This window comes from Mycobacterium neglectum, assembly GCF_002591975.1.
GTDB lineage: Bacteria > Actinomycetota > Actinomycetes > Mycobacteriales > Mycobacteriaceae > Mycobacterium > Mycobacterium neglectum.
In genome coordinates this window covers 1-25,235 of record NZ_NVQE01000040.1, presented here as the reverse complement: position 1 = coordinate 25,235, position 25,235 = coordinate 1, and the positions used below count along the sequence as shown (strand labels likewise).

At 64.1% G+C, this 25,235-nt stretch carries 32 protein-coding genes; 20 read left to right on the top strand and 12 right to left on the bottom strand.

Going from position 1 to position 25,235, the window contains the following annotated elements; translation table 11 throughout:
- The first annotated feature begins 45 nt into the window (after positions 1–45).
- Positions 46–297, top strand: coding sequence for a hypothetical protein (locus tag CSQ99_RS30815; protein WP_141562727.1), 252 nt, complete (start codon positions 46–48; stop codon positions 295–297).
- Here CSQ99_RS30815 and CSQ99_RS24295 read toward each other — a convergent pair.
- Positions 263–1,600: a DoxX family protein gene (locus CSQ99_RS24295; protein ID WP_245909063.1), complete on the bottom strand. Its 1,338-nt coding sequence runs from the start codon at positions 1,598–1,600 to the stop codon at positions 263–265. The two genes, CSQ99_RS30815 and CSQ99_RS24295, sit on opposite strands and share 35 nt — an antisense overlap.
- A gap of 355 nt (positions 1,601–1,955) precedes the next feature.
- Between CSQ99_RS24295 and CSQ99_RS24290 the strand changes: the two genes are divergently transcribed.
- The gene (locus tag CSQ99_RS24290) at positions 1,956–2,591 is read left to right on the top strand and encodes an LpqN/LpqT family lipoprotein (RefSeq protein WP_099041560.1); all 636 of its coding nucleotides are present in this window, start codon (positions 1,956–1,958) and stop codon (positions 2,589–2,591) included.
- 446 nt (positions 2,592–3,037) lie between these two features.
- Positions 3,038–3,235 carry a hypothetical protein gene (locus tag CSQ99_RS24285; RefSeq protein WP_176561200.1) on the top strand — a complete coding sequence of 66 codons (198 nt, stop codon included), beginning with the start codon at positions 3,038–3,040 and terminating at the stop codon, positions 3,233–3,235.
- 217 nt (positions 3,236–3,452) lie between these two features.
- Here CSQ99_RS24285 and CSQ99_RS24280 read toward each other — a convergent pair whose 3' ends face one another.
- On the bottom strand, positions 3,453–3,935 hold the full coding sequence (locus tag CSQ99_RS24280; protein WP_099041559.1) for a MarR family transcriptional regulator: 483 nt from the start codon (positions 3,933–3,935) through the stop codon (positions 3,453–3,455).
- 99 nt (positions 3,936–4,034) lie between these two features.
- Between CSQ99_RS24280 and CSQ99_RS24275 the strand changes: the two genes are divergently transcribed.
- The 6 genes from CSQ99_RS24275 (at position 4,035) to CSQ99_RS24250 (ending at position 8,198) form a co-directional block, all read left to right on the top strand.
- The gene (locus CSQ99_RS24275) at positions 4,035–4,319 is read left to right on the top strand and encodes an NAD(P)-binding domain-containing protein (protein ID WP_099041558.1); all 285 of its coding nucleotides are present in this window, start codon (positions 4,035–4,037) and stop codon (positions 4,317–4,319) included.
- Positions 4,320–4,350: 31 nt separating this feature from the next.
- A complete protein-coding gene (locus CSQ99_RS24270) occupies positions 4,351–5,292 on the top strand; it encodes an SDR family oxidoreductase (RefSeq protein ID WP_099041557.1) in 942 nt (313 codons plus the stop codon).
- Positions 5,289–5,735, top strand: a complete 447-nt coding sequence (locus CSQ99_RS24265; protein WP_099041556.1) for a nuclear transport factor 2-like protein — start codon at positions 5,289–5,291, stop codon at positions 5,733–5,735. The genes CSQ99_RS24270 and CSQ99_RS24265 overlap by 4 nt, the downstream gene beginning before the upstream one ends.
- Before the next feature lie 68 nt (positions 5,736–5,803).
- A complete protein-coding gene (locus tag CSQ99_RS24260; RefSeq protein WP_099041555.1) occupies positions 5,804–6,430 on the top strand; it encodes an NADPH-dependent F420 reductase in 627 nt (208 codons plus the stop codon).
- Positions 6,431–6,571: 141 nt separating this feature from the next.
- Complete coding sequence (locus tag CSQ99_RS24255) at positions 6,572–7,468, top strand: TIGR03619 family F420-dependent LLM class oxidoreductase (RefSeq protein WP_099041554.1); 897 nt, start codon at positions 6,572–6,574, stop codon at positions 7,466–7,468.
- A complete protein-coding gene (locus tag CSQ99_RS24250) occupies positions 7,455–8,198 on the top strand; it encodes an SDR family NAD(P)-dependent oxidoreductase (protein WP_099041553.1) in 744 nt (247 codons plus the stop codon). Before CSQ99_RS24255 ends, CSQ99_RS24250 begins: the two co-directional genes overlap by 14 nt.
- Before the next feature lie 346 nt (positions 8,199–8,544).
- Here the strand turns inward: CSQ99_RS24250 and CSQ99_RS24245 are convergent, their stop codons facing one another.
- Together CSQ99_RS24245 and CSQ99_RS24240 are read right to left on the bottom strand one after the other, a co-directional pair.
- A complete protein-coding gene (locus CSQ99_RS24245; protein ID WP_099041552.1) occupies positions 8,545–9,225 on the bottom strand; it encodes a GAF and ANTAR domain-containing protein in 681 nt (226 codons plus the stop codon).
- 230 nt (positions 9,226–9,455) lie between these two features.
- On the bottom strand, positions 9,456–9,797 hold the full coding sequence (locus CSQ99_RS24240; protein WP_425437865.1) for a helix-turn-helix domain-containing protein: 342 nt from the start codon (positions 9,795–9,797) through the stop codon (positions 9,456–9,458).
- Between the two features lie 444 nt (positions 9,798–10,241).
- Between CSQ99_RS24240 and CSQ99_RS24235 the strand changes: the two genes are divergently transcribed.
- From CSQ99_RS24235 to CSQ99_RS24220, 5 genes are all read left to right on the top strand, one after another.
- Positions 10,242–10,619 carry a hypothetical protein gene (locus tag CSQ99_RS24235; protein WP_099041551.1) on the top strand — a complete coding sequence of 126 codons (378 nt, stop codon included), beginning with the start codon at positions 10,242–10,244 and terminating at the stop codon, positions 10,617–10,619.
- A 257-nt stretch (positions 10,620–10,876) separates the two neighbouring features.
- Positions 10,877–11,131 carry an antitoxin gene (locus CSQ99_RS24230; RefSeq protein ID WP_099041550.1) on the top strand — a complete coding sequence of 85 codons (255 nt, stop codon included), beginning with the start codon at positions 10,877–10,879 and terminating at the stop codon, positions 11,129–11,131.
- On the top strand, positions 11,128–11,565 hold the full coding sequence (locus CSQ99_RS24225; protein WP_099041549.1) for a type II toxin-antitoxin system VapC family toxin: 438 nt from the start codon (positions 11,128–11,130) through the stop codon (positions 11,563–11,565). The genes CSQ99_RS24230 and CSQ99_RS24225 overlap by 4 nt, the downstream gene beginning before the upstream one ends.
- 91 nt (positions 11,566–11,656) lie before the next feature.
- Complete coding sequence (locus tag CSQ99_RS31715; RefSeq protein ID WP_281258509.1) at positions 11,657–11,791, top strand: hypothetical protein; 135 nt, start codon at positions 11,657–11,659, stop codon at positions 11,789–11,791.
- 152 nt (positions 11,792–11,943) lie between these two features.
- Entirely contained in the window at positions 11,944–12,777 is an 834-nt protein-coding gene (locus CSQ99_RS24220) for a nitroreductase (RefSeq protein ID WP_099041548.1), read from the top strand.
- Between the two features lie 13 nt (positions 12,778–12,790).
- On the opposite strand, the gene CSQ99_RS24215 is transcribed toward CSQ99_RS24220, so the two are convergent.
- The 4 genes from CSQ99_RS24215 to CSQ99_RS31065 form a co-directional block, all read right to left on the bottom strand.
- A complete protein-coding gene (locus CSQ99_RS24215; protein ID WP_099041547.1) occupies positions 12,791–13,177 on the bottom strand; it encodes a nuclear transport factor 2 family protein in 387 nt (128 codons plus the stop codon).
- Positions 13,178–13,298: 121 nt separating this feature from the next.
- Entirely contained in the window at positions 13,299–14,009 is a 711-nt protein-coding gene (locus tag CSQ99_RS24210) for a CIA30 family protein (protein ID WP_245909060.1), read from the bottom strand.
- Positions 13,987–14,457 carry a DUF4174 domain-containing protein gene (locus CSQ99_RS24205; RefSeq protein ID WP_099041546.1) on the bottom strand — a complete coding sequence of 157 codons (471 nt, stop codon included), beginning with the start codon at positions 14,455–14,457 and terminating at the stop codon, positions 13,987–13,989. The genes CSQ99_RS24210 and CSQ99_RS24205 overlap by 23 nt, the downstream gene beginning before the upstream one ends.
- A 312-nt stretch (positions 14,458–14,769) precedes the next feature.
- Positions 14,770–14,913 carry a hypothetical protein gene (locus CSQ99_RS31065; protein ID WP_099041545.1) on the bottom strand — a complete coding sequence of 48 codons (144 nt, stop codon included), beginning with the start codon at positions 14,911–14,913 and terminating at the stop codon, positions 14,770–14,772.
- Positions 14,914–15,446: 533 nt separating this feature from the next.
- Between CSQ99_RS31065 and CSQ99_RS24195 the strand changes: the two genes are divergently transcribed.
- Entirely contained in the window at positions 15,447–16,073 is a 627-nt protein-coding gene (locus CSQ99_RS24195) for a class I SAM-dependent methyltransferase (RefSeq protein ID WP_099041544.1), read from the top strand.
- Positions 16,074–16,109: 36 nt separating this feature from the next.
- On the opposite strand, the gene CSQ99_RS24190 is transcribed toward CSQ99_RS24195, so the two are convergent.
- A complete protein-coding gene (locus CSQ99_RS24190; protein ID WP_099041580.1) occupies positions 16,110–17,303 on the bottom strand; it encodes an ABC transporter substrate-binding protein in 1,194 nt (397 codons plus the stop codon).
- A 253-nt stretch (positions 17,304–17,556) separates the two neighbouring features.
- Positions 17,557–18,528, bottom strand: coding sequence for an MOSC domain-containing protein (locus CSQ99_RS24180; protein WP_176561199.1), 972 nt, complete (start codon positions 18,526–18,528; stop codon positions 17,557–17,559).
- Between the two features lie 127 nt (positions 18,529–18,655).
- On the opposite strand from CSQ99_RS24180, the gene CSQ99_RS24175 reads away from it, so the two are divergent.
- Positions 18,656–19,264: a TetR/AcrR family transcriptional regulator gene (locus CSQ99_RS24175; RefSeq protein WP_176561198.1), complete on the top strand. Its 609-nt coding sequence runs from the start codon at positions 18,656–18,658 to the stop codon at positions 19,262–19,264.
- 5 nt (positions 19,265–19,269) lie between these two features.
- Here CSQ99_RS24175 and CSQ99_RS24170 read toward each other — a convergent pair whose 3' ends face one another.
- Positions 19,270–19,869, bottom strand: a complete 600-nt coding sequence (locus tag CSQ99_RS24170; protein WP_099041540.1) for a DUF308 domain-containing protein — start codon at positions 19,867–19,869, stop codon at positions 19,270–19,272.
- 215 nt (positions 19,870–20,084) lie between these two features.
- On the opposite strand from CSQ99_RS24170, the gene CSQ99_RS24165 reads away from it, so the two are divergent.
- The 3 genes from CSQ99_RS24165 (at position 20,085) to CSQ99_RS24155 (ending at position 23,317) form a co-directional block, all read left to right on the top strand.
- Complete coding sequence (locus CSQ99_RS24165) at positions 20,085–20,825, top strand: SDR family oxidoreductase (RefSeq protein WP_099041539.1); 741 nt, start codon at positions 20,085–20,087, stop codon at positions 20,823–20,825.
- A 105-nt stretch (positions 20,826–20,930) separates the two neighbouring features.
- Complete coding sequence (locus CSQ99_RS24160) at positions 20,931–21,647, top strand: TetR/AcrR family transcriptional regulator (RefSeq protein ID WP_099041538.1); 717 nt, start codon at positions 20,931–20,933, stop codon at positions 21,645–21,647.
- A 203-nt stretch (positions 21,648–21,850) separates the two neighbouring features.
- A complete protein-coding gene (locus tag CSQ99_RS24155) occupies positions 21,851–23,317 on the top strand; it encodes an APC family permease (protein WP_099041537.1) in 1,467 nt (488 codons plus the stop codon).
- Between the two features lie 114 nt (positions 23,318–23,431).
- Here CSQ99_RS24155 and CSQ99_RS24150 read toward each other — a convergent pair whose 3' ends face one another.
- Positions 23,432–24,178 carry an SDR family oxidoreductase gene (locus tag CSQ99_RS24150; protein WP_099041579.1) on the bottom strand — a complete coding sequence of 249 codons (747 nt, stop codon included), beginning with the start codon at positions 24,176–24,178 and terminating at the stop codon, positions 23,432–23,434.
- A 274-nt stretch (positions 24,179–24,452) separates the two neighbouring features.
- On the opposite strand from CSQ99_RS24150, the gene CSQ99_RS24145 reads away from it, so the two are divergent.
- On the top strand, positions 24,453–25,235 hold a 783-nt coding region (locus CSQ99_RS24145; RefSeq protein WP_425437866.1), incomplete at its 3' end, for a coiled-coil domain-containing protein.

Here is a 25,235-nt window from a genome sequence, read left to right as displayed (position 1 = left end):
CTCGACTCACTTGATCTGAGCGAAATACGCGCTACCGTCGGGGTTATGGCGCGGAAGACTCTAACTCAAGAGGTGGCCTGGAGGTTCTTCTATCTTCCGCTGATCATCGGTTTGATGATCGGTGCGGGCATCGCATCAGCGACGGGCCAGTGGTGGTGGGCGGCGATCGGAACGGTCTGCGGGGCCGCGATGGGTGAGGCTGTCCGCAGATTTCGCCATTCCGGTGGTGCTGGAGAGGATCAGAGCAGACGGATTCCGCCCGTCAGCGGAAGTACGGATACTCCTGAATCCAGTTGAATCCGCGCTTGCGCAGTGTGAACGCCTGCAGGTCGACGCGCTCGAGCGACATCGTCACCGGCCGGCCGTCGACGTGCCCGTCAAGCCGCAGGAGGTCTGGAGAGGGCCGCTCGAAGTTCAGCGCGGCGAGCGGGGCAGGCTGGTCCGGCATGGTGAGGGTGAGGGTTCGACCGTCGACCGTTACGGGGGCGTCGACGAGATCGCCGTTCATCTGCTGATACGTGACCACCTCCGGCATGTCGAAAATGACACGCTGCCAACGGTGTTCGTCATCCGTCGAGGGAGGGACCGCCCTCTCGTCGCGGGTGAACTCCGTCACCGACCAGATGCCGTACAGCTCAGGCTTTGGTCGACCGCCGCCGTACTCGTACCAGCCCTGCCAGTTCAACAGCACGCAGCCCGCAAGCACCCAGACGCCCAGCACCGCCTGGACGACCGTCGCGGTCCGGTTGGCTCTTTTGGAGGTGAACAGCGGCGGCTGCGTCACCGGCTCCGCCGATCGCTGAAGGACAAAGACATTCGCCAATCGGCGGGTCTGCGGCACCAGCAGGACCACGCTCATCAGCAGTAGATGCAGCGACAAGATCTTGACGGGGACGTCGTAGGTCATGTTCAGTAGGAACACCTGCCCCATGCTGGCCAGGCTGAGCAGGGCGCCCAGTGTCGCGGTCCGCGGCAGGAACAACAGCAGACCCGCGCAAAGCTCCACCGCGCCGAGTGCGATCTCATACGCCGGGGAGCTACCGACCTGCAGCCACAACACCGACGCCGGGCTCAGGTCACCGAACGGGCGCAACAGCGCAGCCAGCGGCGGGGCGGGCATCTGGGTCGGAATGACTTTGGCTAGTCCGTAGAAGAGCATCTGCCCGGCCAGACACAGCCGAAGGAACGTCAGGAACCAGGCATTGAGACGGGTGTAGTCGACGCGCCGACGGTCCAGCACCGTCCACACGATCGTCGCGACCGTGGCGATGATCAGGAGGCAGCACAGCAGCAACCAGATGATCGCTTGGTCACCGCTACCTGAATCCTGGTGCAGCACGGCATCGAACCCGAAAACGTGTCGTGCGACCCAGCTGAGGGCGGGTTCGGCCAGGATCATCTGCCAAATGGCGGCCTGGTCGGGAAGTGACACGCTGAAGATCCCGGTGTATACGAACAGAATCTGGGCAAACGTCAGACAGAACAGACCGAAGTACACAAACGCGAAGCGGAATAGGACCGCGACGCCCCGGTTCCATGGCTCACGCGGCATACCCGGCCTGCGATCCTTGGCATCGACGAGTCCCGGGGTGAAAGCCATACGCCACAACCGTAACAACGGCGCACGGACGCCCGACAGTCTCCCGCCGTTGGGGCCAGTTCTGTCGGCGTGCGGAAGTCCGCTCGGTGCCCACCGCACAGCACTCGGCGCGCGACTTCGGCGGCAGCCAGGGAGTGACTGGACGTATACCCGTTGACGGTATCGAGCGGCGAATGCACAAGTGCTCCACCGCGGTCCTCCACGGTGACTGCGGCCCGATATCGGTTGCTGCGGCAGTGATCTTCGGTGGGTCCGTCAGTTATTGAACCCGTGCCCGAACATAACCGGTGATTCGAAAAGCGGCCTTGCGAGGAACACCCGGTTTCTGTGACGGTGGAGTCGAAAGGAGTTCGTGATGACCTTCACCCGGGCAAGGACGATGGTCGGGGTTCTGTTGTTCACGCTGGTGGCGGTTGGGTGTACGCGCGAAACATCAGAAACATCCGGCCCTGCCGCCGCACAACCGAAAGCCACCGGTACCCCCAGCGCGTGCAACCTCGTGTCGGCACCCATGACGCCGATCCCCTCCCGGGCCGACGAGCCACACGTCGTTATTCCCCAGCCGACAGGCTGGCAGCGTGAGTCGGAGCAGGAGTCGGAGGATCGCCGGTTCGCGATGGCGAACGGGAATTTGAGGGTCGGCCGCATCGCGTCGGCGTCAGTGGAGCTCAGGACATTGGTGGGCCATCGCGATCCGGCGACGGAATTCGAGAACATGCGTGCGAAGGCCGAAAAGGACTCCGGCAACAGAGATCTGACTGCGACCGACTCCGAGGTGTGCGGGTTTCCCGGCCAAACGTTCCGCTATATCCGGACCACGGCGGGGTTGCCTCCGGCGGCCGAGACTCTGCTGGTAGTCGTTGTCCCCGCGACCGGCAAGACCCACGAGGTCGCCCTCACCACCAGAACCACCCACGGCAACGATCCCGACTACCAGCGCGCAATAGAAACGATCCTGTCCGGGGTGCAGGTGCTGACGCCGACTGCATGAGATGTCTGGCAGGGTTTGAGCAGAACTCGCCGCCACTGGGTCGCCCCGAACGAGGGCACCCGACGGTGTCATCCCGAAGGGACCGCGCGACCGCTGCCCCGAGGACGCAGACGACGGGCACTACGTAGGTGTCGGCGTCAAAGGCGGCGGGAACCTCTGCGGGTGGCGGCATGGGTAGAGGGACACATTGACGGGTCGTCTCCGAGCCTGTCCGTCGTCAACGGTCGCGGATGGTGGCATGATGGGCGGCCACGCGGCCGGTGTAGCCGATCACGCCCTAGATCATCAATCCGCCGGCAGTATTGTCAGAGATTCAGGAGAGCAATGCTCAACGGCGCCTTCGCGGATCTTGCGTGCGGACAACGGCTCTGAGGCGGAAATCGGCGATCCGGTGCGCACCGTCGAACGAGGATTGCCGATGCGCTGCGGGGGAAAGATCTGAACACATGAGCTCCCCTGCCGACGACCGCACTGCACCGATATCGCACTGGTCGCAGATTCGCGGTTGGTTTGGGTGGCGCGACCTGCAGGAGGAGGCCGTGACGACCTTCGCAGAAGGCAGCACGTTCGTCGAGGTCGGCTCTTACCTCGGCCGCAGTCTGTGTTCGCTGGCCGAGGTGGTGAGCGAGTCGAATCGTGAATAACGCACGCGCGGCCCGCTTGCCGACGTCATCGCGGTTGAATAACAGGAACTCCTTAGGATCCCTTCGACTGAGAGTCACACGCAAGGTGTCGTAATAGGTTGTCCCGGTGAACTTGTCGATATCCAGCTGCACGAGCGTGCCGCGCCCTCAGGAAAGCGTCGTGGAGGTCCGTATCGGTGATCTTCTGCCAGGCTGAATCCCTCAGGGCGGATAGGGGTTACGAAGGCTCGTCTTCAGCGGGGGAGTCGTAGTTCGTAGCCAGGTGCTGCAGGATTCGCTCGTTAAGGGTGGCGAGCGTGTCGAGCTCATCTGGGGTCAGCAGATCGATGAAGTTCCGGCGGACGTCCGCCACGTGCCCGGGCGCCGCTTTCTCGATGGCGGCGCGGCCAACCGGGAGCAGGCAGACCAGCGTGCTGCGGGCGTCGGCGGGGTTGGGCTCGCGGCTGATCAGCCCGTCCTTCTGCATGCGCCGCAATTGGTGGGACAGACGGCTCTTCTCCCAGCCCAATGCGTTGCGCAGCTCATGGGAAGGCATTCGGTCCCCGTCGTGATCCGAAAGCAACGCCAGGACCTCGTAGTCGGCCCCGGACAGGCCCGATTCCTGCAGGCCCCGGTCTAGGTGCACGCCGACCTGGTGACGCGCGTCTACGAAGGCCCGCCAGGCGCGGTGTTCACGAGGGTTCAGCCAGTTCGGCTCCATCCGCCTCCACGCTCTCTATCAATTGGTTGACTCCTCATCCAAATCCACTTATGGTGGACGAGTCAACCTTTTTGATCGTACGTCAAGACGGGACAGGTCATGAGCAGCATCAGCATCATCGGCGTGGGGAGCATGGCCAGCGCCCTGGCCAGCCGTGCGCTCGCCGGCGGCAACACAATCGAGATCATCGGCCGCGACCCGGCCAAAGCCAAAGCGTTGGCAGCCACACTCGGCGGCGGCACTGCCAGGACGCGCGGCACGGCCCCGGCCGGGCAGCTGCCAATGGCGCGGGCACTGGAGAACGCGACCCTGCTGCAGCTGGGCCTCATCACCCATTCCGTCAAGGACACCAACCTCTTCCTCGGCGTCAGCATTCTCAGCTGAGGCGCCTCCACCTACCTCAAAAGGACATCACATGCGCGTTTTCATCACTGGCGGTACCGGCCATGCCGGTTCGCACATCATCCCCGAGCTCATCGCCGCCGGGCATGACGTCACCGGTCTGGCCCGGTCGGACACATCCGCAGACGCCCTATCCGCGCTCGGCGCGACGGCGCGTCGCGGCGACCTCGACCATCTCGACGGGCTCAAGGAGGCGGCCGCGGACTCCGACGGAGTCATCCACGTCGCGCATCGGCAAGACCTGCTTCCGACCGGCGGGATGGACGCAGTCGCCGCCGCGGAACTCCAGATCATGCTCGCGTACGGCGAGGCGCTCGCGGGAACCGGAAAGCCGCTGGTCGTGGCGGGCAGCATCGGTTCGGCCGGCAACCTCGGCCGGCCAGCCACCGAGGAAGACCCCGCCCTGCCCAGCGGCGACGAGCACAGGGGCACCCTGCGTGTTCGCAACGTCGTGGAGACCGCCGTGGTCGGCCTCGCCGAGCAGGGAGTGCGCTCGTCGATCGTGCGGCTTCCGCCCATCGCACACGGCACGACCGACAGTGCCGGCTTCCTGCCGGGGCTCATCGCGCTCGCGCAGGAGAAGGGCTTCGCCGGCTACCCCGGAGACGGTGAAAACCTTTGGGGCGCCGTGCACATCCGCGACGTCGCCTCCCTGTTTCGTTTAGCGCTGGAGCAGGGTCCGGCCGGTAGATATTGGCACGCGAGTGAGGACGGGGACACCCCGCTTCGCGAGATCGCCGAGGCCATCGGCAGCCGTCTGGGCCTGCCCGCCGTGAGCGTTCCCATCGACGTACTGATGCTGCCGGGATACTTCGGGATGTTCACGAATCTGGTCACGATGGACCTACCGGCGACCAGCATCATCACGCGCAAGACGCTGGGCTGGGAACCCATTCAGCCCAAACTGCTCGCCGATCTGGACAACGGCCATTACTTCTCCGGAGTACGCGCATGACCACGTTCGCCCCACACCGCGACACCCTGGAATCTTTCGCCGACTGCATCAACGACGGCGCAGACGGACGCACCCTCAGCGGTTTGCTCGCCGAGAACGTGGCGCTGTACGGCCCCTTCGGCGATGAGCCAGTCGTCGGCCGCGAGACTGCCGTGGAAACCATAAAGGCCGTCAACGGACTGTCGTCCGACGACACGTACATGGAGGTCCTCAGTGGCAAGACCCACCACGCCGCACATTTTCGGCTGCAAGTCGGAGACGCTGCGGTCAACGGCATCTTCTTCGTACTGATGGATTCTGACGGCAAGATCGCCGAGGTGTCCATCTTCTACCGGACGTTGCCGGCCGGCGTTGCGTTGCAGCGCAACCTTTCCGAGGTAACGGGCATGCCGCCGTGGGAACTGCGCACGAACGGGGCTGACGACGCCTCCCCGCTTTCTTGATACGTCACCAACCCGGGCTTCGGGTGGAGGAATCAACCGTTCGACAATCAATCAAGATAGGACAGCTCATGAGCAATATCAGCATCATCGGCACCGGAAATATGGCCAGCACCATCGCCACGCTAGCGGTAGCAGGCGGCAACACCGTCGAGGTCATCGGCCGCGATCAGTCCAAGGCCACTGATCTGGCCAAGACACTCGGCGGCAGCACCACGGCGGGAGAGTTCGGCGCCGTCCCGGCCGGCGACATCGTCATCGTGGCCCTCGGGTACGCCAACGTCGTACCGGTCGTCGGCCAGTACGGAGACGCCCTCGCGGGCAAGGTCATCGTCGACATCTGCAACCCCGTCAATTCCACGGGCGACGGGCTCGCCATCCCCGATGGCACCTCGATCGCGCAAGACGTTGCCGGGGCGGCCCCGGCCAGCGCCCGAGTGGTGAAGGCGTTCAACACCACCTTCGGCGCTGTCCTGGCCAAGGGCCGGCCGCTGGACGTCTTCATCGCCGGCGACGACGAGCGCGCCAAGACGGCCGTTGCGGAGTTCATCGAGAGCCTCAAGCTGCGCCCGCTCGACGTCGGCGGCCTGAACATGGCGCACTACCTCGAAGGAACGGGCCTGGTGATGATCGGTCTCGCCCAACACGGGGTGGGGAACTTCGACTTCGCCCTCGGTGTGACCGAATTTTCCGGTTGAGCCGCACCGCACCGTTAGGTAAAGCAGCGCACGAACGCGGGCACTGTCACGCCACCTAATCGTTGATGGTTCACCGAAAGGTATTGCTATGAAAGAAGTCAATGAAGGCTGGCGACCGGCTGTGGGCAGAGGGGCCTCGTGATGAAGCTAGGTTTCGCGATTCCCACAGTCGGGCCCGCTATCAGCAGCGCCGTCGGCCTGAGCGCGTTCTGCCGCGGGCTCGAGGATCTCGGTTATGACACCCTGTGGGTCGCCGATCGGTTGCTCACACCGGTAGACATGCAGAGCACCTATCCGGGCAAGGAGCAGCCGTACCCGTCGCAGATGACCCGATACCTCGATCCGGTGCTGCTGTGGACGGTCGCCGCGACGGCGACCAGCCGGGTTCGGCTCAACGCCAGTACGCTCAACACGTTCTATTACGAGCCTACGCACCTGGCCCGGCTTCTGACCACACTCGAGGTGCTCAGCGACGGCCGCCTCGACGTTGGCGTCGGCGTCGGCTGGATGAAGGACGAACTCGACATCGCGCGCGGCGCGAACTGGCACCAGCGCGGACGGATGCTCGACGACCTGCTGGCGTTCCTGCACCTGTGGTGGACGACCACCCCGGTGTCCTGGGACAGCGAATTCATCTCTCTGCCGCCGGTCCATGCCGACCTGCGCCCGGTCCAGGCTGGCGGCCCGCCCATCTGGATCGGCGGGGCAAGCGAGGCCACTATGCGCAGGGTCGGCCGCATCGGCACCGGCTGGCTCGGCGTCGACGGGCTGCAAGACTCGTCCAACCACCTGTGGTCGATTGCCCGCCGCGCAGCGCAGGACGCCGACCGCGATCCCGACGCGCTGAAAATCGCCATGCGGATCAACCTCGAACCTGGCACATCCGTTGACTCGGTTGCCAACAAGCTCGAACGACTCGCCGGGTCCGGTATCGATGAGGCGATCGTGGACACCTTCGCACTGTTCCCCATCCTCGACCAGATGCTTGACTTCGCCAGCCAGGTAATCGCCAAATGGAGTGGTCATGGGAAAGCTTGACGGCAAGGTAGCGGTGATCACTGGCGGATCAAGTGGTATGGCGCTGGCCGGTGCCAAGTTGTTCGTTGAGGAAGGAGCTCATGTTGTCATCTCAGGTCGGCGGCAGGAAGCTCTGGACGAAGCCGTCGAGTTGATCGGCCGGGATGTGACTGCCGTGCAGGCTGATTCGGCCAACCTGGATGATCTGGACCGGTTGTTCGACGCGGTCAGGCAGGAAAAAGGCGCCATCGACGTGTTGTGGACCAGTGCCGGGACGGCCGAGGAAGGCAAGCTCGGCGAGATCACCGCGGAGCACTTCGATGCCACTTTCGGGCTGAACGCGCGCGGCACGCTGTTCACGGTGCAGAAAGCGTTGCCACTGTTCAACGACGGTGGCTCGATCTTTATGACCGGGTCGATCGCTTCGGTGAGGGGCTATCCGGCCTGGAGTGTCTACGCCGCGAGCAAGGCTGCGCTGCATGCGTACGCCCGCGTGTGGTTGGCCGAGTTGAAGGACAGGAGGATCCGCGTCAACGTACTGACCCCGGGCCAGGTCGTCGCGCCAGGACAGGAGCAGATGTTCGACGACGAGACTAAGGCGGCGATGGAAGCGCGGGAGGCGTTGATCCCACGGGGAGAGAACGGCAGCCCTCAGGAGATAGCGACGGTCGCATTGTTCCTCGCCTCGGACGATTCGAGCTTTGTCAATGGTATGGAGTTGGTTGTCGACGGCGGCACTACGGCAGTCTGACTACGCACCGCGGTTGAGCAGAGGACAAACGGATCCAGCAGCTGCCGGCGGTGGTTGTCAAACACGTCAGGGGGCAACAGCTCTCTGAACACGGCGTACCGATGTTGATAAGTCGGCTTTCAGCCCTGCAGTCGCTCAACCACGCGCCAGGTGAAAAGCAATGGGGATGTTGATCTCACGGTCCGGATGCCCCGCCTTCCTTCGCTCGTCGCGAACGCGCTGTTACAGAGCTTCGCTGCCCGCTCGACCGATAACTGAGAGACCTTTGCCGGAGGCCCGTATCACCAGGTTTAGCGTTCGACTCTTGTACATCGGCGGGCTGGCTCGCCGCGAGTTCACCACGCTGTCAATCCGCGCGTGTGTCGATGACGCGCTGTGCGATGTCGACGAGCTTGGTGTTGGTGTCTTGAGACAGTTGTCGAAGCATGGCGAATGCGCGGACGTCGTCGACTTTGTAGCGTTCCATGAGGATGCCTTTGGCCTGGCCGATCCGGTCGCGCGTGGACAGCGCCGAATTGAGTTGATCGCCTTCGCGGGTCGCCAGGATCGCTGCGGCGGCATGCGCGGCGAGCACCATCCCGATGGTTTCGGCCTCGGTGTCCCACAGATTCGGCTCATATCCGAACAGGTTCAGCGCGCCCGCGGTGCGGTCGGCGGTGTACAACTTGAGCGACAGTGCGCTGCGAAGGCCGAGCTCAGCGACCTTGGGGGCGTAGTGGGGAAAGCGTGGCTCGTCGCGGAAGTCGTCGGTGCGGATCACGACCTCGTCCAGCGCGGCCTGCAGGCAAGGCCCCTCGCCAGTGGTCATCTGCAGATCGTCGAGCTCGAACATGAGGTCGGATGTGGGCGCGAGCGTTTGGTGGGTTCCGCCTGTGCCGACGAGGAGTACACCGGCGATGTCGACGCCGGGAATCAGTTCCTTCGCGGCCGCGGTGACGTCGACGAGCACGTCGTCGATCGGGCGCAACGCGATCACCTGCGCCAACTCCGCCATGCGCAGCGCAAGAGCGTGGTTCTGCGATGTCATCCCGCGATCATCCCCCTTCCGTAGGTCCGTCCGAACGTTTGGGTCGATCGGCTGCGGGGAAACGCTTGAATTCAAGTGCGTGCGGTGGCCGGCCATCGCACACATCAGGTCCCGCTGGTTCAGACACAGAGCTGGCGGGACCGCACGTCCCACCCCGAGTCGGTGAACGCGGGAGCGGGGCACCGCCAGACTTGGCACGGTCCGCCGACTCGGCATCGCTGGCGACAGATTTAGCGGGCGTTCAGGCGACGGTGGAGTTCGGTGTTGAGCGCTTGGGCCTCTGCGAGTTGATCTTCGAGAACGATGATGCGGCAGGCAGCCTCCAAGGCGGTGCCTCGGTCGACGAGTTCGCGGGCTCTGGCTGCTACCCGTAGTTGATAGCGTGAGTAGCGACGATGTCCGCCTTCTGAGCGGTGGGGAACGAGTAGGTTCGCCTCGTCGAGGCTTCGAAGGAATCCCGGTGTTGTGCCGAGGATCTGGGCAGCACTACCCATGCTGTAGGCCGGGTAGTCCTCGTCATCGAACTTGTCGTTCGGATCACCGCCGGCTGGACCGCTAGTCGTCTGAATCAACACCTTTCACAGGACCGGCGGGCGGCCTGGCGCCCGAAGCAATGGCCCACCCACAGTAAAGGGCCGGCGCCCCGGAATTAGTCGCACCGGGGGCGCCGGCCCTGAGGAGATCACTACCATCCTTCGATACTGCTGTGAAATCTGCGGCATCGGCCCGGCTGATGAACAACGCGGGCGATCCGACGGTAACTCCTCCTTCCTTGTGCGGGAACTGCACTTACCTACTACCTGCCATTCTCAGCGGCCATCGACTGTCCCGACCATCACGGACTCCAGGTCGCGGCCGCCCTTTCTGTACCTCACGGGTAGTTCCGTCATCTCCCGTGCCAATCACCCTCTGTGTCGCTACACGACGAACTCTATCCGCGCCAAAGGGAAATGTCTACCCTCGCCGCGATAGATTTTGCATCTTGTCAGGGATAGAAAGTGTTCTACGATCGCCGTATGGCTGCCTCGAATCCCGGATCGGTGGGTACGGACACGATCTTGCGTCACCTCGACTCGGAGGCCGCCGCGGTCGGCATCGAGGTGACGGTGTATCTGCCGTGGGGCGCAGCGACGGGTATCACGGTGCCCGGTTCATATTTCGGCCAGTACGTTGCCAAGTTCTTCTCCATGAACGACGCCGACGATGTCGCCGGCCGTATCGGCGCGCTCGAAACCGAGCAGCCCAGAATCTTCCTCCACCTGCGCAAAGCCCGCTGCTACGTCGCCGGTACGGTCGTCGAACACGACTCGCTGCGCATCCGCCTCGCCGATGTGTCGGCGTGGACCGTGACCGGCATCAAGATCCCCTCCGGTGCGGCCCCACCCCAGGAGTGACCGCACACACTGCGGCGACGCTCCCTACGTAACGCACCGCGGCGACGCGTCGCGGCCTAGTAGGACCAATCTCCACATCCTGCCGGGCTTGCAGCGGCGACCAGACATTCCGCGTCTAGGCAAGTTGGCCGAACGTTCAGGCAGACGCGTTTGTCGCAGACGAACTCACCTCGACAGCCGAAACGCAATCCTGAGCAGCGTTCGGGGAGCGGACGCTTGATAGCATGCTGTCATCAATACTGATGCTAGGCTGTCATATGCGCACGACGGTGACTCTCGATGACGACACGCTCGCATTGATCAGGCGGCGGATGGCCGAGCGGGGATTGTCCTTCAAACAAGCTCTGAACGACGCGATCCGAGACGGTGCTGCGGGCAGGCCCGCGCCGGCCGCGTTCGCAACGCGCTCGGCGGATCTGGGTGTCCCGTCGGTGAGTTTGGATCGAGCGCTCCAGCTGGCCGCTGAACTCGAAGACGAGGAGCTCGTTCGCCGTCAGCGGCGGGGAGCATGAGAATCGTCGACGCCAACGTCCTGTTGTACGCAGTGAATTCGGCGAGTGAGCATCATGAAGCAAGCAGGCGTTGGCTCGACGGCGCTTTGTCAGGCGCTGACATAGTTGGGTTGGCATGGGTGCCACTACTGGCCTTCGCCCGGCTCACCACAAAGCACGGTTTGTTTCCGTCTCCGCTCAGCCCGCAGGATGCGATGGCACAGATCCGGGACTGGTGCGCGGCACCGAGCGCAGTGCTCGTCCACCCGACCACCCGACACCCCGACGTGCTGTCCGACTTGCTGTCGCAGGTGGGTGCCGGCGGAAACCTCGTAAACGACGCCCACCTCGCAGCGCTGGCAATCGAGCACCGCGCGAGTGTCGTCACATATGACAGCGATTTCGGTCGATTCGATGGCATGCGTTGGAACACGCCGGAATCGCTGCTGGCCTGACCACGCCGTATCCGACCCCGGACACGCGAACGACTAGCGCTCGACGCCGCGTCGTCGGCGGTCTCGCTGGCACGCGGGCGCATTCCCACCCATGCGGCGCGAGGTTTCACGGCTCGAGTCTCGTCAGCCGACGCAGCCCGAACGCACGGTCGAGTATCCGACTGGCGTGACGTACGTCTACGAGCGTCGCTCCCAGCACAACATGCAGCCCGTCGAAATCCGCTGAGAGGCAGCCGTTCCCGCAACGCGCCACCCGGAATGGTCGCCGGCGACGCTTGCAGGTGACACAGGGGAACGGGCAGCGCAAAGCCGCCGGTGAACCCGCTGCCGAATATGAGACCATACAGGCCCGCACCGGTACCTCACGATGGAGACGGGTTGCCAAGCGACTTTCCCGATACGGCCAAGCTGCATCGAGTCCTGGAACTCGCCGCGTGGGCGCCCTCGGTGCGCAATTCGCAGCCCTGGCGTTGGCAGGTCGACGACGCAGGACTACATCTGGACGCCGATTGGGACCGGAGGGTTGGCGACGCCGAAGCCGACCGGCGCAACGTACTGCTGGGGTGTGGCTCCGTGCTGAATCATTGTTCGGTGAGCTTCGCCGCGGCGGGTTGGCAAGCTCGCATCCGCCGCTTTCCCGACGACGGCCACCTGGCGTCGTTCGAGCTGATCGACCGCGCCCCTTCCGACGCTGTCGTCGAACTGGCAACCGCGATCCCGCTGCGCAGGTCGGACCGACGCGATTACGCGGCGTCACCTCTGCCTCCGTCGACTCTCGAGCTGCTGCTCATCCGAGCCGCTCGATACGGTGTCCAAATGAGTGTCGTGCCCAAACTCCACTGGATGCGGTTGCCGGAGGGCGCAATTCGATTGACATACGGACGCGAATTCGACGACGGCCCGCGCCGCGGCGCCGCCGACGGCGCCCTGCTGGTCCTTGCCACGGAGACCGACGACGATGCCTCGCGGTTGCGTGCGGGAGAGGCGCTGAGCCATCTGCTGCTGTCAGCCACCGCACTCGGACTGGCGTCCTGCGCTCTGACCGAGCCCATCAGTGACATGCGCGACCGATTGGCGCTTGCGTGCGAGCTCTTCGACGCCGAAGCCTATCCACAGACGCTCATCCGGCTCGGCTCCGCGCCCGCGAACGCGTCCGATTGTCCCGCCACTCCGCGACGGTCGGTCGCGGAGACGACGGCGTGGATGGCCTAGTGGACGGTCTTACTCAGTGGGGCTTTCTTGCCGGCGTGAGGTGGGTCAACTCACAGAGCCAGCGCCCGTCGCGGCGTACGAAGACGTCGGAGGTCCATTCGTCGTTCTCGAACCGCTCGCCTTGATACGTACCGGTGTTGACGACCCGAGCGACGATGACCGCGACGTCGCCGAGGTCGACCACTGAGACCACCTCGCTGCTGAAGGTGTCGTGGAGCACTGCGCCACTCGCGACAGACGCCAAGAACTGACTGCCAGCAACCACACCGTCTTGCGATACGAATATCCATCCCGGTGTGGTGAAGGCGGCGATGCGATCGACGTCGTTCGCGAGGAGCGCATCGTCCCAGTTGTTACAGAGCCGCGTGAACGTTTCGACATCGCCTGTTTGTTCCGTCATGGGTCCGACGATGGCACCGTTCCGGCGAGCTGTCTTGGATAATTTTGACAGCACTACGGGCTGCCGCTGGACTGACTGAACAGATCGTCGTCGCCAGCGGAGACCACTTGCGGAGGTGTCGTCAGGCTGTGGCGTCAATCGCGCTGATGGTGAGTTCGAAGGGCCCCTGCTGTTTGTCGAGAATGTAGACCGACACCTGGCTGATGCGTGAGGGATCCAGGGTCTGCGGCGCGTTGGGTGCGGGATCGAGGCGCATGCCAACCGGCTGGAAGCTCTCGATGGGCAGTTCGTATGTCCGCTGCACGGCGGCCTCGGTGGTGAAGCGCTGGATGTAGGACCAGGGCTGCCCTTCAGTGCCCACCTTCAACAAGTAGGTCTTGCCGTCGCCCAGAGCGTGCACGCGGATTGACTTGGCGCCCATTGCTCTTCGCCCGATATCGGGGTCCTGCGAACTGCGGGCCGAGGCGAACCCGCCATTGTTCTCCAGCGAGATGTCCCCCGAGAACACGAGGCCGCCACCGTCGTCGAACGTAATCCGCGAGGTGGACATACCGCCCATGACAGGGTCGTTGACCGCTGTCCAGGTGGCTACCTCGCCGGCCACGCCAAGGTCGACGAGAACGACGTCGGACCCGTCAGACGCGACTGCCCGGGCGGACGAGCCAGCAGCCTCTGGCGCGTTCGTCGTCTCGTCTGCGGTGGGGGATCGCCCGTCGCTTCCGCACGACACAACCAGAGTCGCCGAGCATGCGAACAAGATGCCGACAAGCCCACGCTGTAATCGATGGCCTCTGAACATGTGCGCGGGGTCAACACCGACTTGGGTCGGCATTCATCTCGCGGCTTCGCATCGGCATGCCATCGATCACGCTATAAATCGTTTGAAGATCTGGTACCTCGTTGACGCGCAGTTTCTCGCCGCCGTCTTTTCCGATCAACAGCACGCTGAAGGCGTTTTCACCAATCGCATACTGGTTCGTCAAAGCCTGTGACTCATCGGCGTCGATAACGTGACCATCGAGCGTGCTGTTGCCGTCGGTTACCACCAGGCCAAGCACCATGTCACGGCTGACAAAGTCACAGCGACTGGCCTCGATTCGGCTCAGCGTTTCAACGAGCCGTGGGTCGTTTTCCGTAGGCGCGAACAGCAGTAGTGGACGCCGCTCCCAGCGATAGTCACTGAGTTCGGCGGCCGCGGCAGTAGGCGCTCCGAGGGCAGTGCTCGTTATTAAAACAACGAGCGTGAGTGCCAATCGCCGAACACTGCGCTTCTCGACCATATTAGTTCTCGACCTTACCGACTCATCTCGGTTGTCGAGATGTGCCAGCCGCGGCACCTACCGCGTGATCTACAGAATTGACGATGAGCGCCAACGCGTGACCGTCGTCGGCGTATTCCAGCGCGGTGACGCCTACCGTGGCCGATAGCAGCGGTAGGTGTGCAGGTTTGTGTCCGCGTGACGGAGTGACCGATCTGTGCGATCGGTCGGCGTGACAGGCCGAAACCGCGGACGTGTCATCCGATGCGTCCGGCGAAACCACAGAGCCGGCGACCCCGTGGGTCACCGGCTCTGGACTGCGACGGTGTCGCGTCAGCGATGTGCGATTTCATGGCGCTGGGCAATCGCCAACAGTTCCTCGCGAACCGTTGAATTGGGGAGGCTGTTGATCCGCGCGTAGAGGCGGCGCCGTTCTCTTGCCCGCTTGGCGTTGGCGCGGTACTGCGTGATGGACATTCCTTTTCAACTCCTTGATTACACCCGGATCTCGGGGGCCTTGACGGCGCTTGGTGTCGGGTGACGGGGATCGCCCGCTGAGCCGACCAGCTCAATGGTCCTTGTTAAATCTGTGTAAAGCAACCTGCGACGTATGAGATTCGATACACCTCAACGCATTTGGTACGAAAGCAATGTCGCCCCGCGGCATCGGCTGTGTGCCGGGCAACATGTCACCTCTACTGTGGCGAAGCCCACGTGTCAGGTGCTTGGCACCTTCGATCAGGAGTCGATATGGGAACGTGGCGGCGACGGGGACCACAAGGTCCGTCAAAACGACTGGACTAACCGATGCCGCAGGCGCCCACGATGCCCGTCGGCTCCTAGACGATGGACATGGACAGGATCCTGTGGTGCCTCGCCAGGCGGCATGCCGTTGATGTTGTTGTGTCGATTGCCGTGTGAAATGCCGCATTGCCATTTCGCGGTCGTGTCGGCGACACTGCGGCGAAGCTACCCTCCGTCATGCACCGTCCGGGAAAGGGCTGGAACTCGTGAGTTCACCTGCCGACGACCGCACTGCACCGATAACGCACTGGTCGCAGATTCACGGTTGGTTCGGCTGGCGCGACCTGCAGGAGGAGGCCGTGACGACCTTCGCAGAAGGCAGCACGTTCGTCGAGGTCGGCTCCTACCTTGGCCGCAGTCTGTGTTCGCTCGCCGAGGTGGTGAACAAGTCGAATCGTGAGTACACCGTGGTCGGAGTCGACTCCTGCCGCGGCAGCGGACGTGAGGGCACCGCGGCCAAGGACTCTCATGCCGCTGCCGTCGCCGACGGTGGCGGCACCCTCGCCGGGCAGTTGCACCGCAACGTCCTCGCGTGCGGGTTCGCCGACCGGGTGCACCTCTTGGTCAGCCCGTCACCAGCGGCGGCGGCGCTCTTCGCCGACGGGTCCCTGGCCTGGGTACACCTCGACGCCCGCCATGAGTACGACAGCGTGCTCGCCGACATCGACGGCTGGCTACCGAAGGTGGCACCGGCTGGTTGGCTATCCGGCGATGACTATGACGAGCAGTGGTGGCCGGGTGTTGTTGCGGCAGTGCGGGATCGCTTGCCCGATGCCCAGGAATGCTCCACCCGACAGTGGCGTTGGGTTAAGCCGCAGGCGTCGTCCCGCTGATCGCCTCCCATTGCCCATCGCGATCATCTTCCGCCGTCAGCTGTGCGAACTGCGCCAGAAGTCGTCCCATTCGGACTTGGTGCGGTAGTCACTGACGAGGTCAGCGCTCGGGAACGGCGCCATTTGATCCAGAAAGTCCTTCACGTTGGACGGGTCGTCCGGTGCGGATATCTCGGAGTTCGCAGCGGGCTTGCCGTCGGCGAGCTGAATGGCGAAGCCCTCCTCGGTCAGCATGTAGTGGATGTAGAGCTTGGCGGCGTTGGGGCTGTCCGTCTTCGCCGCGTACGCGATCACCGACGGGAATGACTGCAGTGCCCACGGTTTCATGCCGTCGCAGAGAGCCAGGTGGTAGCCCTCCTTGTCGATGTTGCGGAACTTCGCCATGGAGATGGGGCCGAAACTCGGCTCCTGCTGGCCGGGGGCGCCGACGGCCTCGGAGACTTCCTCGTCGTTACGGGTCAGCTTGGGATTGTTCTGCGCGAAACGCTTTACCCATTCGTGGGCAGCATCGGGCTGGTCCGTGGTCAGGTCCGAACCGAAATGCTCCTTGTAGGCGCTTCGTAGTGCGGCGTCGTCGTTGAGGGCCATCGTGTTGAACCAGTAGGGGTACTTGGCATTGCTCAGCGGGTCGGCCATGGCGACGCGTCCATCGAACTCTTGGTCGGTGAGCTGCCAGATGTTGGACACCGGGCAGCTCGAGTAGGTCTGATTGTTGTAGACCCAGCCCATCGGACCGTAGTGAACGATCAGGGGGTACTGATCCTCGGGCTTGATCGAGCCTTTCATGTCCCCGGGAATCCAGTTGACGAGGACGCCCTGATCCAGCAACTCGACGGCGTAGGTGGGGAGGTCCTCGTTGATGACGACGTCACCGATGACGTTGCCGGACTGGTTTTCCTTCAACACTTTGTCGATGGCTCCGAGCTCGACCTTCACCCCGGTGGCCTCGAGGCCGTATTTGGCGGCGAAGGCCTCGGCGGTGGCGACGACCTTGGTGGTCTGGTCGTAGATCGTGATGCCGGGTTCGGTGCGGGCAGCGGCGATCAGTGCGTCGAGATCGAAGCCCGCCGGATCCTCGTCGGGCTGGGTGGACTCTTGCACCAGCGGGGGCGACGTGGCGTCGGCGTCGGTATCGGTGGGACCGGGCGGCGCGCAGGCCGCTGTCACCAGCAGCGCGAGGACCGCTCCGGCACGCGTAATGCGCCGGAGGCGAGAATTGTTCTTGTGCATGACTTCTCCTTCGTTGGCGAGCAATTAGAGGATGGAGCGGGCAGAGCGCCACTGTGCGTCGACACGATCGCCTTCGGTATCGAACACGTGAACATCGTTAGGAGCGACACGGATTCGGATGTCATCCCGACGATGTTGATGCAGGGCGCAACCGTCAGCTCGGGCATACCGTCTGGTTATGTCCGGACAGTACCCAGCCCGGTCCACCGTGTCAGGTATTAGCCGATGTAGGTCGCAGCGCTGACCTCGGAACTCATTCGGTGACGGTCTGCGCAGGCCCGGCTCTTCCCTCAGTCAGCTTCTGGATCATCCCCGCGAGCGCATGCTCTCGAGGTTCGACGCGTTGGAGGTCCACCGGATCACCGGTGCGCACCACGCCGGGTCTGACCACCTCTGCATAGCTGCCGGCACAGACGGCCTCGCCCAGCGAGGGCACTTGCTTGCGGCCGACTCGAGCGATCGTCTTCAGCACACCCAGGTCCCTCGGCAAACCAGGTTGAGCGAGCGTCGTCATCACGCAACGCGGCACTGGCATGACGACATGAACGACGACCGCAGCGCCAATATTCAGGCGACAGCCGAGCCAGTCGTCTTCCTCGCCCAGTTCGCCACCGTCGTCGATGAGGATGTTCGGCCGCAGTCGCCGCGGATCCCAATCACCGGCAGGGTATTCGGCCGCCAACCCCCCTAGCGTGCGCGCGGCCAGGACGTGCAGCGCGCCGATGTCCAGGAGGGTGCCAGGCGCTGCCATGCCGACGTTGAAGTCCCTGATCTGCTCGCCGTCTTCGTCGCGGAACAGGGATCTCATTGCTCCTGGTTCGACGCCCTCGATGCCAGGCAGGGCCAACTCTGCTGAGGCGCCCTCCGGCGCGCTGGTGAGCAGGCGCACGTCGCGACCCAACAGCGCCGACACGCGGCGCGTCAGCTCGGACGGGTCATCTCGCACCACCGCGCCGTCGGGAAAGGTGACCTCTATCGGTGGGACCGGCGCGTCGGGCCGCGGCGCCGACAGGAATCGCGCGCGGCACTGCATCAGGGCGCTGTAGCGCTTGGGACGCTTCGCGCTTACCACCTTGCCTGTCTCGACGTCCAAGAATCCGTATGCGCGGTCACCCACCACACCGCCAGGGCCGATCAGGACCTCCCCGACTTCCTCGCCCATCATCGACTTGACGGGGTGATGCCAGAGCCGGCCAACGTATGCACCCGTCGTCCGTGGATTCATCGAGCCTCCATTCGAGTTTGGGGACATCCTGGCTCCTTAAAACGAATGTTCCTTCGGTATAGGGATGGTGCAATTTCTGGTGCGAACATGTCAAGAACGAATATTCATTTTGTGGCATGCTGCTGCCATGCCGAAGGTCAGCGAGGAGCACCGGGCCGCACGACGAGAGCAGATCATTGACGCGATGCTGCGTTGTGTCGCTCGCGACGGTTTTCACAAGACGTCCATGGCGGCCGTGGTCGCGGAGTCCGGCTTGTCGGCGGGTGCGGTGTACCTCTATTTCAAGGGCAAATCCGACCTCATCAGGGCGATCGCCGAGCTGGTGGCCGGCCAGGGACTGTCAGTCGTGTTGGATCGTGCCGCCGTCGACGTTCCGCCGCCACATCAGGTGCTCGCGTCTGTGCTGGAGCGGGTCATCGCAATAGGCGATGAGCGCGGGGTCGAATTGCATCGAGTGGCGCTGCAGGTCTGGGCTGAGGCCGCTCGCGACCACGAGATCATGGCGATCTACCGGCGCGAGGGTGGCCGTGGCCTCGCGGCGTGGGCCACCTATGTCGAGCGCGCGATCACCGCGGGGCACCTGCCGAGCGACGCTGATCCGGCACGGACGGCTCACACCCTGATCGGACTGATCCCGGGCTTCATGGTGCAGCGGCTTTTCTTCGAGGACCTCACCCCCGCGTCGTACGCAGCGGGCCTTGCCGATCTGATGGGCGATCCAGACCCGACGCGGTAGGCAGTTCAGCGGCCTGCTGTGGCATCGGCGCTTCGGCGGCGCCGCGCGGCGACCACGGACAACCAGGCCGCTGACACAAGGAAGTAGAAGGCGCCGAACGCGGCGTAGGGCGCGATGTCTGCGACGTTGGGCAGCGCGGTTCCGCCTGCCTCGCGGAGAAAGTTCGCGCCGGCGGCGGCAGACTGCACCCCGCTGATGACCATCACCCATTGACCGCCTGCGTGCTTCCTACGACGCACCGCCGTCGCCAATTGCAGCAGGCCCGACAGAGCCGCCCACACACCGAACACGCCCAAGACCGCGTGCATGCTGTGGGAGAGAGCGACCGCCACTGCGACGGTGGTCAGGCCGCTGACGGCGGTGTTGAACAACTGCGTCGGGTTGCGCCGGAGGCCGCCGTTGCGCCGCGCATCGATCACGTTGGCGACTGCATCCCATGCCGGATAGATGACCAACAGCACGGCCGCGACGAGAGGCAACTTCGGGCCGACGGTCAGCGCGGCGGCAACCCACGCGATCGAGATTGCGCCCCGCAGAGCGTAGTACGACTTCAGCCAACGGTCGGGGTCGGTCGACGGCCGGCCGTCGATCATGTGATCGGACATCTTTCTCCTTGCTCGATAGGCGGAGCGAACTCCCACTCGCCCCAGACTGGGCCGTGCACCTGCCGGCCGGTTATCAACGTTAGCACTTCAACGATATCGGCGGTAGCATGGGCAGTGCGGGTGACCGGACCGCACGACCTCGCCGTTGAGATGGACCACAGGACAACCCTTTCCGGCAACCGGGTTGCCCGCCGGCAACATGAAGGGAAGCTGAGATGACACACCTGACTGGACAACGAGCGCTCGTGACCGGTGGGGCGCGCGGGATCGGCGCGGCGATCGTGCGCAGACTCGCCGCTGACGGAGCTGCCGTTGCCTTCACCTATGTGTCTTCGACCGCCGAGGCCGAGGCGTTAGTCGCCGCTGTTGGGGCCGATGGCGGAGTGGCAGTGGCACTTCGAGCGGACGCCGGCGACGCCGGACAAGTCACGGCCGCTGTGCAGCAGGCGGTCACGGCCCTTGGCGGGCTCGACATTCTTGTCAACAACGCCGGTGTCGGCGTCTTCGGAGATGTCCAGTCGTTACCCATCGACGAGTTCGATCGGCAGGTCGCCGTCAATGTGCGCGGCGTCTTCGCCGCGACACAGGCGGCGATTGCTCACCTCGGCAACGGAAGTCGGATCATCAACATCGGCAGCGTATTTGCCGACCGCATGGCCGTGCCCGGATTCGCGGTCTACACCCTGACGAAGGGGGCCGTCGCCGGCTTCACCCGGGGCTTGGCCCGTGAACTGGCACCGCGCGGAATCACGATCAACAACGTTCAGCCGGGACCTACCGCCACCGATATGAACCCCGACGAGGGAGAACTCGCCGAGGTACTACGCACGTTCATTGCCCAGGGGCGGTACGGGCGACCACACGAAGCTGCGGCGGTGGTCAGCTTCCTGGCCGGCCCCGACGCGGGTTTCGTCACCGGCGCTACATGGAACGTCGATGGCGGCTACGCGGCTTGACGGGCGCATGACGGCCAAAAAGGTTGGCGTGCAGACAGTTTCCCCAATTCCACGCTCTTTTCAGGAGTCTGATTGCCTGGGTCCACCAGTGTTATCGTTGGAAACATGCCGATTGACGCTCGTGGATCCACGTCGGACCGATTATTGGCGGCGGCGGCAGAACTCCTTCAGGAGGGGGGAGTCGATGCGGTGTCCACCCGTGCGGTGGCCGCTGCCGCAGGCACGCAACCGCCGATTCTCTACCGCCGATTTGGTGACAAGGACGGCCTGATCGAAGCAGTCACCCTGCACATCCTCGAGGATTACATACAGAAGAAGCGCAAACTCCTCAAGCAATCGGGGGACCCGGTCAATGATCTGCGCCGACTATGGGACCTGTTCGTCGCCTTCGGATTCGCACAGCCCGACTGCTTCGCACTGATCTACGGAAACGTGCGGCGGGGTGACGCGATCTCAGCGGCCGCCGAGACGACGGTGGCCATGCTCCAAGAGGCGATTGCCCGGATAGCCGACGACGGCAAGCTGCGAATGAGCGTCGAGCGCGCTACGGGTCTGTTCCAATCCTGCGGCGTGGGTTTCGTCATGACGCAACTGACAATTCCGGCGGCAAAACGGGACCGAGAACTGAGCGACATCGCCCGTGAGAACGCTGTCTCGAGCATCGTGGTCACTTCGGGAGCAAGTAAGGTTCGCAGCACATTGACCGGGCGGGCTACGGCTCTGCGGCAAGCCATCGGGGACAACGACCTGCCCCTTTCCGCCGCTGAACGCGATCTCTTGGTGGAATGGCTGGGCCGTATCGCCGACCAGCGCCGTCGCTGACGTCGACGGGCAGTAGCGAACCGTGTTGTCAGTCAAGGACGTTCATCATGAGCTGTGATCAGGGGTTGTGAACGCGCCGATGATCGCGTCTTCTCTTTGGCCATGCACTCGCCCATTCGGCATACCGACGAGCAGCGATATCGACTAATTTGAGTTCCACCCGCAGCTGCCGCCAAGACGAGCACCGGAAGGGTGTGTTCTCAATGACGAGAAGCCCAGTCGATAAGACCGACGAGACCTCGCTGTTAAAAGTCCTCGGCAGCTGGGACGTATTAGCCCTGGGCTTTGGTGCCATGATCGGCTTCGGCTGGGTGGTGCTCACGGGGGACTGGATTGGCTCTGCGGGAACGCTCGGAGCCGTGCTGGCGATGACCGCAGGCGGTGTGATCATGGGCGTGGTCGGCCTGACGTACGCCGAGCTCACGGCGGCCATGCCCAAGGCAGGAGGAGAGCACAACTTCTTGCTACGCGGCATGGGCCCGCGGTGGTCGTTTATCGGCTCCTGGGGCATCGTGGGCGGTTACGTGACCATCGTGGCATTCGAAGCGGTGGCCCTTCCCAGAACCGCGCTGTACCTCTTCCCGGACCTCAACCAGGTATATCTGTGGGAGGTTGCGGGCAGCCCCGTCTATCTCACGTGGGCACTGGTCGGCGCGATTGCCGCGGTCGTCATCACCACCATCAACATCCTCGGGGTCAAGTTCGCGAGCGTGGCGCAGACGTTTGTCGTGGTGCTGCTGTTGGTCATTGGTCTGATGCTGGTCTTCGGCTCCTTCACCGGCGGCGCAACGGACAACATGGCACCGCTCTTCACCGGCGGCGCGGCAGGTTTCTTCGCGGTGCTCGTGGTGGTCCCGTTCTTGTTCGTCGGATTCGACGTCATCCCGCAGTCCGCGGAGGAAGTGAACGTGCCGGCCCGTCAGGTCGGACGCTTGGTCGTCGTCGCCGTGGTCCTCGCGACCATCTGGTACGTCATGACCATCCTGACAACGTCGTCGGCGATGAGCGCGGCCGATCTGACAGAGGCGGACATCGCCACCGCGGACGCGTTCGGTGCCCTGTTCAGCAGCGACCTCATGGCGAAGCTCCTGATCGCAGGAGGCATCGCTGGAATCCTCACCTCGTGGAACTCGTTACTGCTCGGTGCATCGAGATTGATGTACTCGATGGCGCGCTCCGGCATGCTGCCCGCCTGGTTCGGCAAGCTGCACCCGAAGTTCCGCACTCCAATCAACGCACTGCTGTTCATCGGTGGTCTTTCGTTCATCGCCCCGTTCTTGGGCGAGGCGATGCTCGGTTGGCTCGTGGACTCCGGCTCTCCGAGCATCGTCATCGCGTACCTGCTGGTGTCCATTGTCTTCGTGGTTTTGCGTCGACGGGAGCCGCAGATGGATCGGCCGCTACGGGTCGGCGGGAACGGGAACGGTGGCCTGTTGATCGGCGGTGCCGCCGTCGTGCTCTGCGCCGGGCTGTTGTGTCTCTACCTGCCGGGCATGCCTGCGTTCCTCGACATGCAGCCGTGGATCCTGTTCGGTGCGTGGTGGGTGCTCGGTGTGTTTTTCCTGCTCCGCATCCCAACGGGTGTCAAGCCCGGCGAAGACGCCGAACATCGGTTGCTGGACGCGCTGAAGCAGCGTCGAGTGCCGGCGGGCAGCGACGGGCTCAAGTAGCCGCCGTCTCGTCATCCCTACGGCTGCCACCACCTGAGCCCGAACCGCCACCAGTCACACGAATTTCGGGACGGATCGCCGGGAGTCCGATAACGCCGAGGCACGTCCAGACGTCTAGACCTGGTTCATGCCACCGTCGACGTAAACCTCGGAACCTGTCATGAAGCTGCTTGCGTCCGAGGCGAGGAACACCACGGCGGCGGCCAACTCCTCGGCGTCGCCGATCCGCTGCATCGGGTTCGACGCCAGCTCGTCGAGCAGGGCTTGGCGCTCCTCTTCATCGGCAGCCAGTTCCGTCAGACCGGGCGTCATGATGGGGCCCGGAACGATGGTATTGACCCGGACTCCGCGGTCGGCCAACTCTGCCGCCCACGTGCGGCCGAAGGACCGGATGGCAGCCTTGGCCGCGGCGTAGGCGCCGAATGCCGGAGTGCCCCGAGTGGCCGCCGTCGAGCCGGCCAGCACGACCGAGGCGCCGGGGTTGAGCAGTGGCAGGGTTTTCTGCACGGTGAACACCGTTCCTCCGACGTTACGGTTGAACGTGTCGATGAGGTGTTCGGGCGTCTCCTCCGCCAGGGTCACGTACTCACCGCTGCCGGCGTTGGCGAAGACGATGTCGAGTCCGGTACCCGAGGCGCGAATGACGTCAACCAACCGGTCCAGGTCCTCGATACTGGTGACGTCGCCGGCGACGCCCACCACACCGGCACCGAGAGACGCTGCGGCGTCCTCGACGCGCTGTCGGGTGCGGCCGGTGATGAACACCTGCGCGCCCGCGTCGGTGAACGCCCGGGCCGTCGCGTAGCCGATGCCGGACGTGCCGCCGGTGACCAGCGCTGTCTTGCCTTCGAGTTGAGGCATCTTGCCCTCCTTGTCGTCGGGGTCGTCGGGGACGTCCGTAACGCCGTCCCCTGCAACCAGGTGGCATGTCACGCATATTCCGTCGACATCCGGTACCTGTTCGGCGGGACCCTTCAAGTCGGTTCGCCTTCCCGCCAACGGTCCGAGTATCGGTCGTCGGCATCCCCAGCGGTGATCACATTGACGGACGAGTGGACATTGACGGTGTCAGTTCATAGCCTGTCCGAGACATATGTAGCCGGGGGGCTTACATCAAAGGATCGTGAAAATCCGAATGAGTCGGGTGCGCCACTCTGTGCGGCGAACGGCGGGCGGATTTGCGGCCGGTGTCATGGTGTTAGCCATCGCGATAGCGGGCGACGTCAGCGCGGACCCGGCGGCTGACGCGCTGGCCAAGCTCGATGAGTTGTCCCAACAGGCGTTGCAGACCCGGGAAGCCGTCACCGCCGCCCAACGCGATGCCGACGACAAGATGGCGGCCCAAACCGCTGCAGAAGACCGCCAGCGCGCCGATCTCGAAGCCCTGGATGTGGCGAATGCCCAACTCGCCACCAACCAAGCAGCAGCCGACCGGGTGGCGGCGACGACGTATATAAGTGGACGCACCGGTCAGTTGGCGGCGGTGATGACCGCAGGTTCTCCCCAGGAGTTGATCGACCAGCTGTCCCTGCAGCGGATAGTCGTCGCCGAGACGGCAAACCAGATGAAGGCCTATCAAGCCGCGCGTGAGCGCGCCGCCGCCGCCGCCGGGGCATCGGAGAAGTCGGCCGCTGACGCCCGCGCCGCGGCCGAGCGGTCCGCCGCAGTGCACGCAGACCTGCAGGCGAAATGGAAAGAACTGCTGCGCAAGATCACCGCGGCGGAGGCCAGGACGCAACGGTTAAGCCCGGCCAACAGGGCGTTGGCGACAAAGCGGCCGGCCTTGCCCCCGTTCCACCTGTCCCCTTTACCCATCCGACCCTGGCCACGAATCCCCCTGTTGATATCCGGGTTGTCCGCCGCTCCATTAAAAAACAAACCACATCATCACGTCACAGTGAGCACTCCCACAGCATAC

Bases quoted from the DNA above. Each gene is read 5' to 3' on its own strand.
- CSQ99_RS30815 (WP_141562727.1), top strand. From the start codon at position 46: ATGGCGCGGAAGACTCTAACTCAAGAGGTGGCCTGGAGGTTCTTCTAT.
- CSQ99_RS24295 (WP_245909063.1), bottom strand. From the start codon at position 1,600: ATGGCTTTCACCCCGGGACTCGTCGATGCCAAGGATCGCAGGCCGGGT.
- CSQ99_RS24290 (WP_099041560.1), top strand. From the start codon at position 1,956: ATGACCTTCACCCGGGCAAGGACGATGGTCGGGGTTCTGTTGTTCACG.
- CSQ99_RS24285 (WP_176561200.1), top strand. From the start codon at position 3,038: ATGAGCTCCCCTGCCGACGACCGCACTGCACCGATATCGCACTGGTCG.
- CSQ99_RS24280 (WP_099041559.1), bottom strand. From the start codon at position 3,935: ATGGAGCCGAACTGGCTGAACCCTCGTGAACACCGCGCCTGGCGGGCC.
- CSQ99_RS24275 (WP_099041558.1), top strand. From the start codon at position 4,035: ATGAGCAGCATCAGCATCATCGGCGTGGGGAGCATGGCCAGCGCCCTG.
- CSQ99_RS24270 (WP_099041557.1), top strand. From the start codon at position 4,351: ATGCGCGTTTTCATCACTGGCGGTACCGGCCATGCCGGTTCGCACATC.
- CSQ99_RS24265 (WP_099041556.1), top strand. From the start codon at position 5,289: ATGACCACGTTCGCCCCACACCGCGACACCCTGGAATCTTTCGCCGAC.
- CSQ99_RS24260 (WP_099041555.1), top strand. From the start codon at position 5,804: ATGAGCAATATCAGCATCATCGGCACCGGAAATATGGCCAGCACCATC.
- CSQ99_RS24255 (WP_099041554.1), top strand. From the start codon at position 6,572: ATGAAGCTAGGTTTCGCGATTCCCACAGTCGGGCCCGCTATCAGCAGC.
- CSQ99_RS24250 (WP_099041553.1), top strand. From the start codon at position 7,455: ATGGGAAAGCTTGACGGCAAGGTAGCGGTGATCACTGGCGGATCAAGT.
- CSQ99_RS24245 (WP_099041552.1), bottom strand. From the start codon at position 9,225: ATGACATCGCAGAACCACGCTCTTGCGCTGCGCATGGCGGAGTTGGCG.
- CSQ99_RS24235 (WP_099041551.1), top strand. From the start codon at position 10,242: ATGGCTGCCTCGAATCCCGGATCGGTGGGTACGGACACGATCTTGCGT.
- CSQ99_RS24230 (WP_099041550.1), top strand. From the start codon at position 10,877: ATGCGCACGACGGTGACTCTCGATGACGACACGCTCGCATTGATCAGG.
- CSQ99_RS24225 (WP_099041549.1), top strand. From the start codon at position 11,128: ATGAGAATCGTCGACGCCAACGTCCTGTTGTACGCAGTGAATTCGGCG.
- CSQ99_RS31715 (WP_281258509.1), top strand. From the start codon at position 11,657: ATGCGGCGCGAGGTTTCACGGCTCGAGTCTCGTCAGCCGACGCAGCCC.
- CSQ99_RS24215 (WP_099041547.1), bottom strand. From the start codon at position 13,177: ATGACGGAACAAACAGGCGATGTCGAAACGTTCACGCGGCTCTGTAAC.
- CSQ99_RS24210 (WP_245909060.1), bottom strand. From the start codon at position 14,009: ATGCCGACCCAAGTCGGTGTTGACCCCGCGCACATGTTCAGAGGCCAT.
- CSQ99_RS24205 (WP_099041546.1), bottom strand. From the start codon at position 14,457: ATGGTCGAGAAGCGCAGTGTTCGGCGATTGGCACTCACGCTCGTTGTT.
- CSQ99_RS31065 (WP_099041545.1), bottom strand. From the start codon at position 14,913: ATGTCCATCACGCAGTACCGCGCCAACGCCAAGCGGGCAAGAGAACGG.
- CSQ99_RS24190 (WP_099041580.1), bottom strand. From the start codon at position 17,303: ATGCACAAGAACAATTCTCGCCTCCGGCGCATTACGCGTGCCGGAGCG.
- CSQ99_RS24180 (WP_176561199.1), bottom strand. From the start codon at position 18,528: ATGAATCCACGGACGACGGGTGCATACGTTGGCCGGCTCTGGCATCAC.
- CSQ99_RS24175 (WP_176561198.1), top strand. From the start codon at position 18,656: ATGCCGAAGGTCAGCGAGGAGCACCGGGCCGCACGACGAGAGCAGATC.
- CSQ99_RS24170 (WP_099041540.1), bottom strand. From the start codon at position 19,869: ATGTCCGATCACATGATCGACGGCCGGCCGTCGACCGACCCCGACCGT.
- CSQ99_RS24165 (WP_099041539.1), top strand. From the start codon at position 20,085: ATGACACACCTGACTGGACAACGAGCGCTCGTGACCGGTGGGGCGCGC.
- CSQ99_RS24160 (WP_099041538.1), top strand. From the start codon at position 20,931: ATGCCGATTGACGCTCGTGGATCCACGTCGGACCGATTATTGGCGGCG.
- CSQ99_RS24155 (WP_099041537.1), top strand. From the start codon at position 21,851: ATGACGAGAAGCCCAGTCGATAAGACCGACGAGACCTCGCTGTTAAAA.
- CSQ99_RS24150 (WP_099041579.1), bottom strand. From the start codon at position 24,178: ATGCCTCAACTCGAAGGCAAGACAGCGCTGGTCACCGGCGGCACGTCC.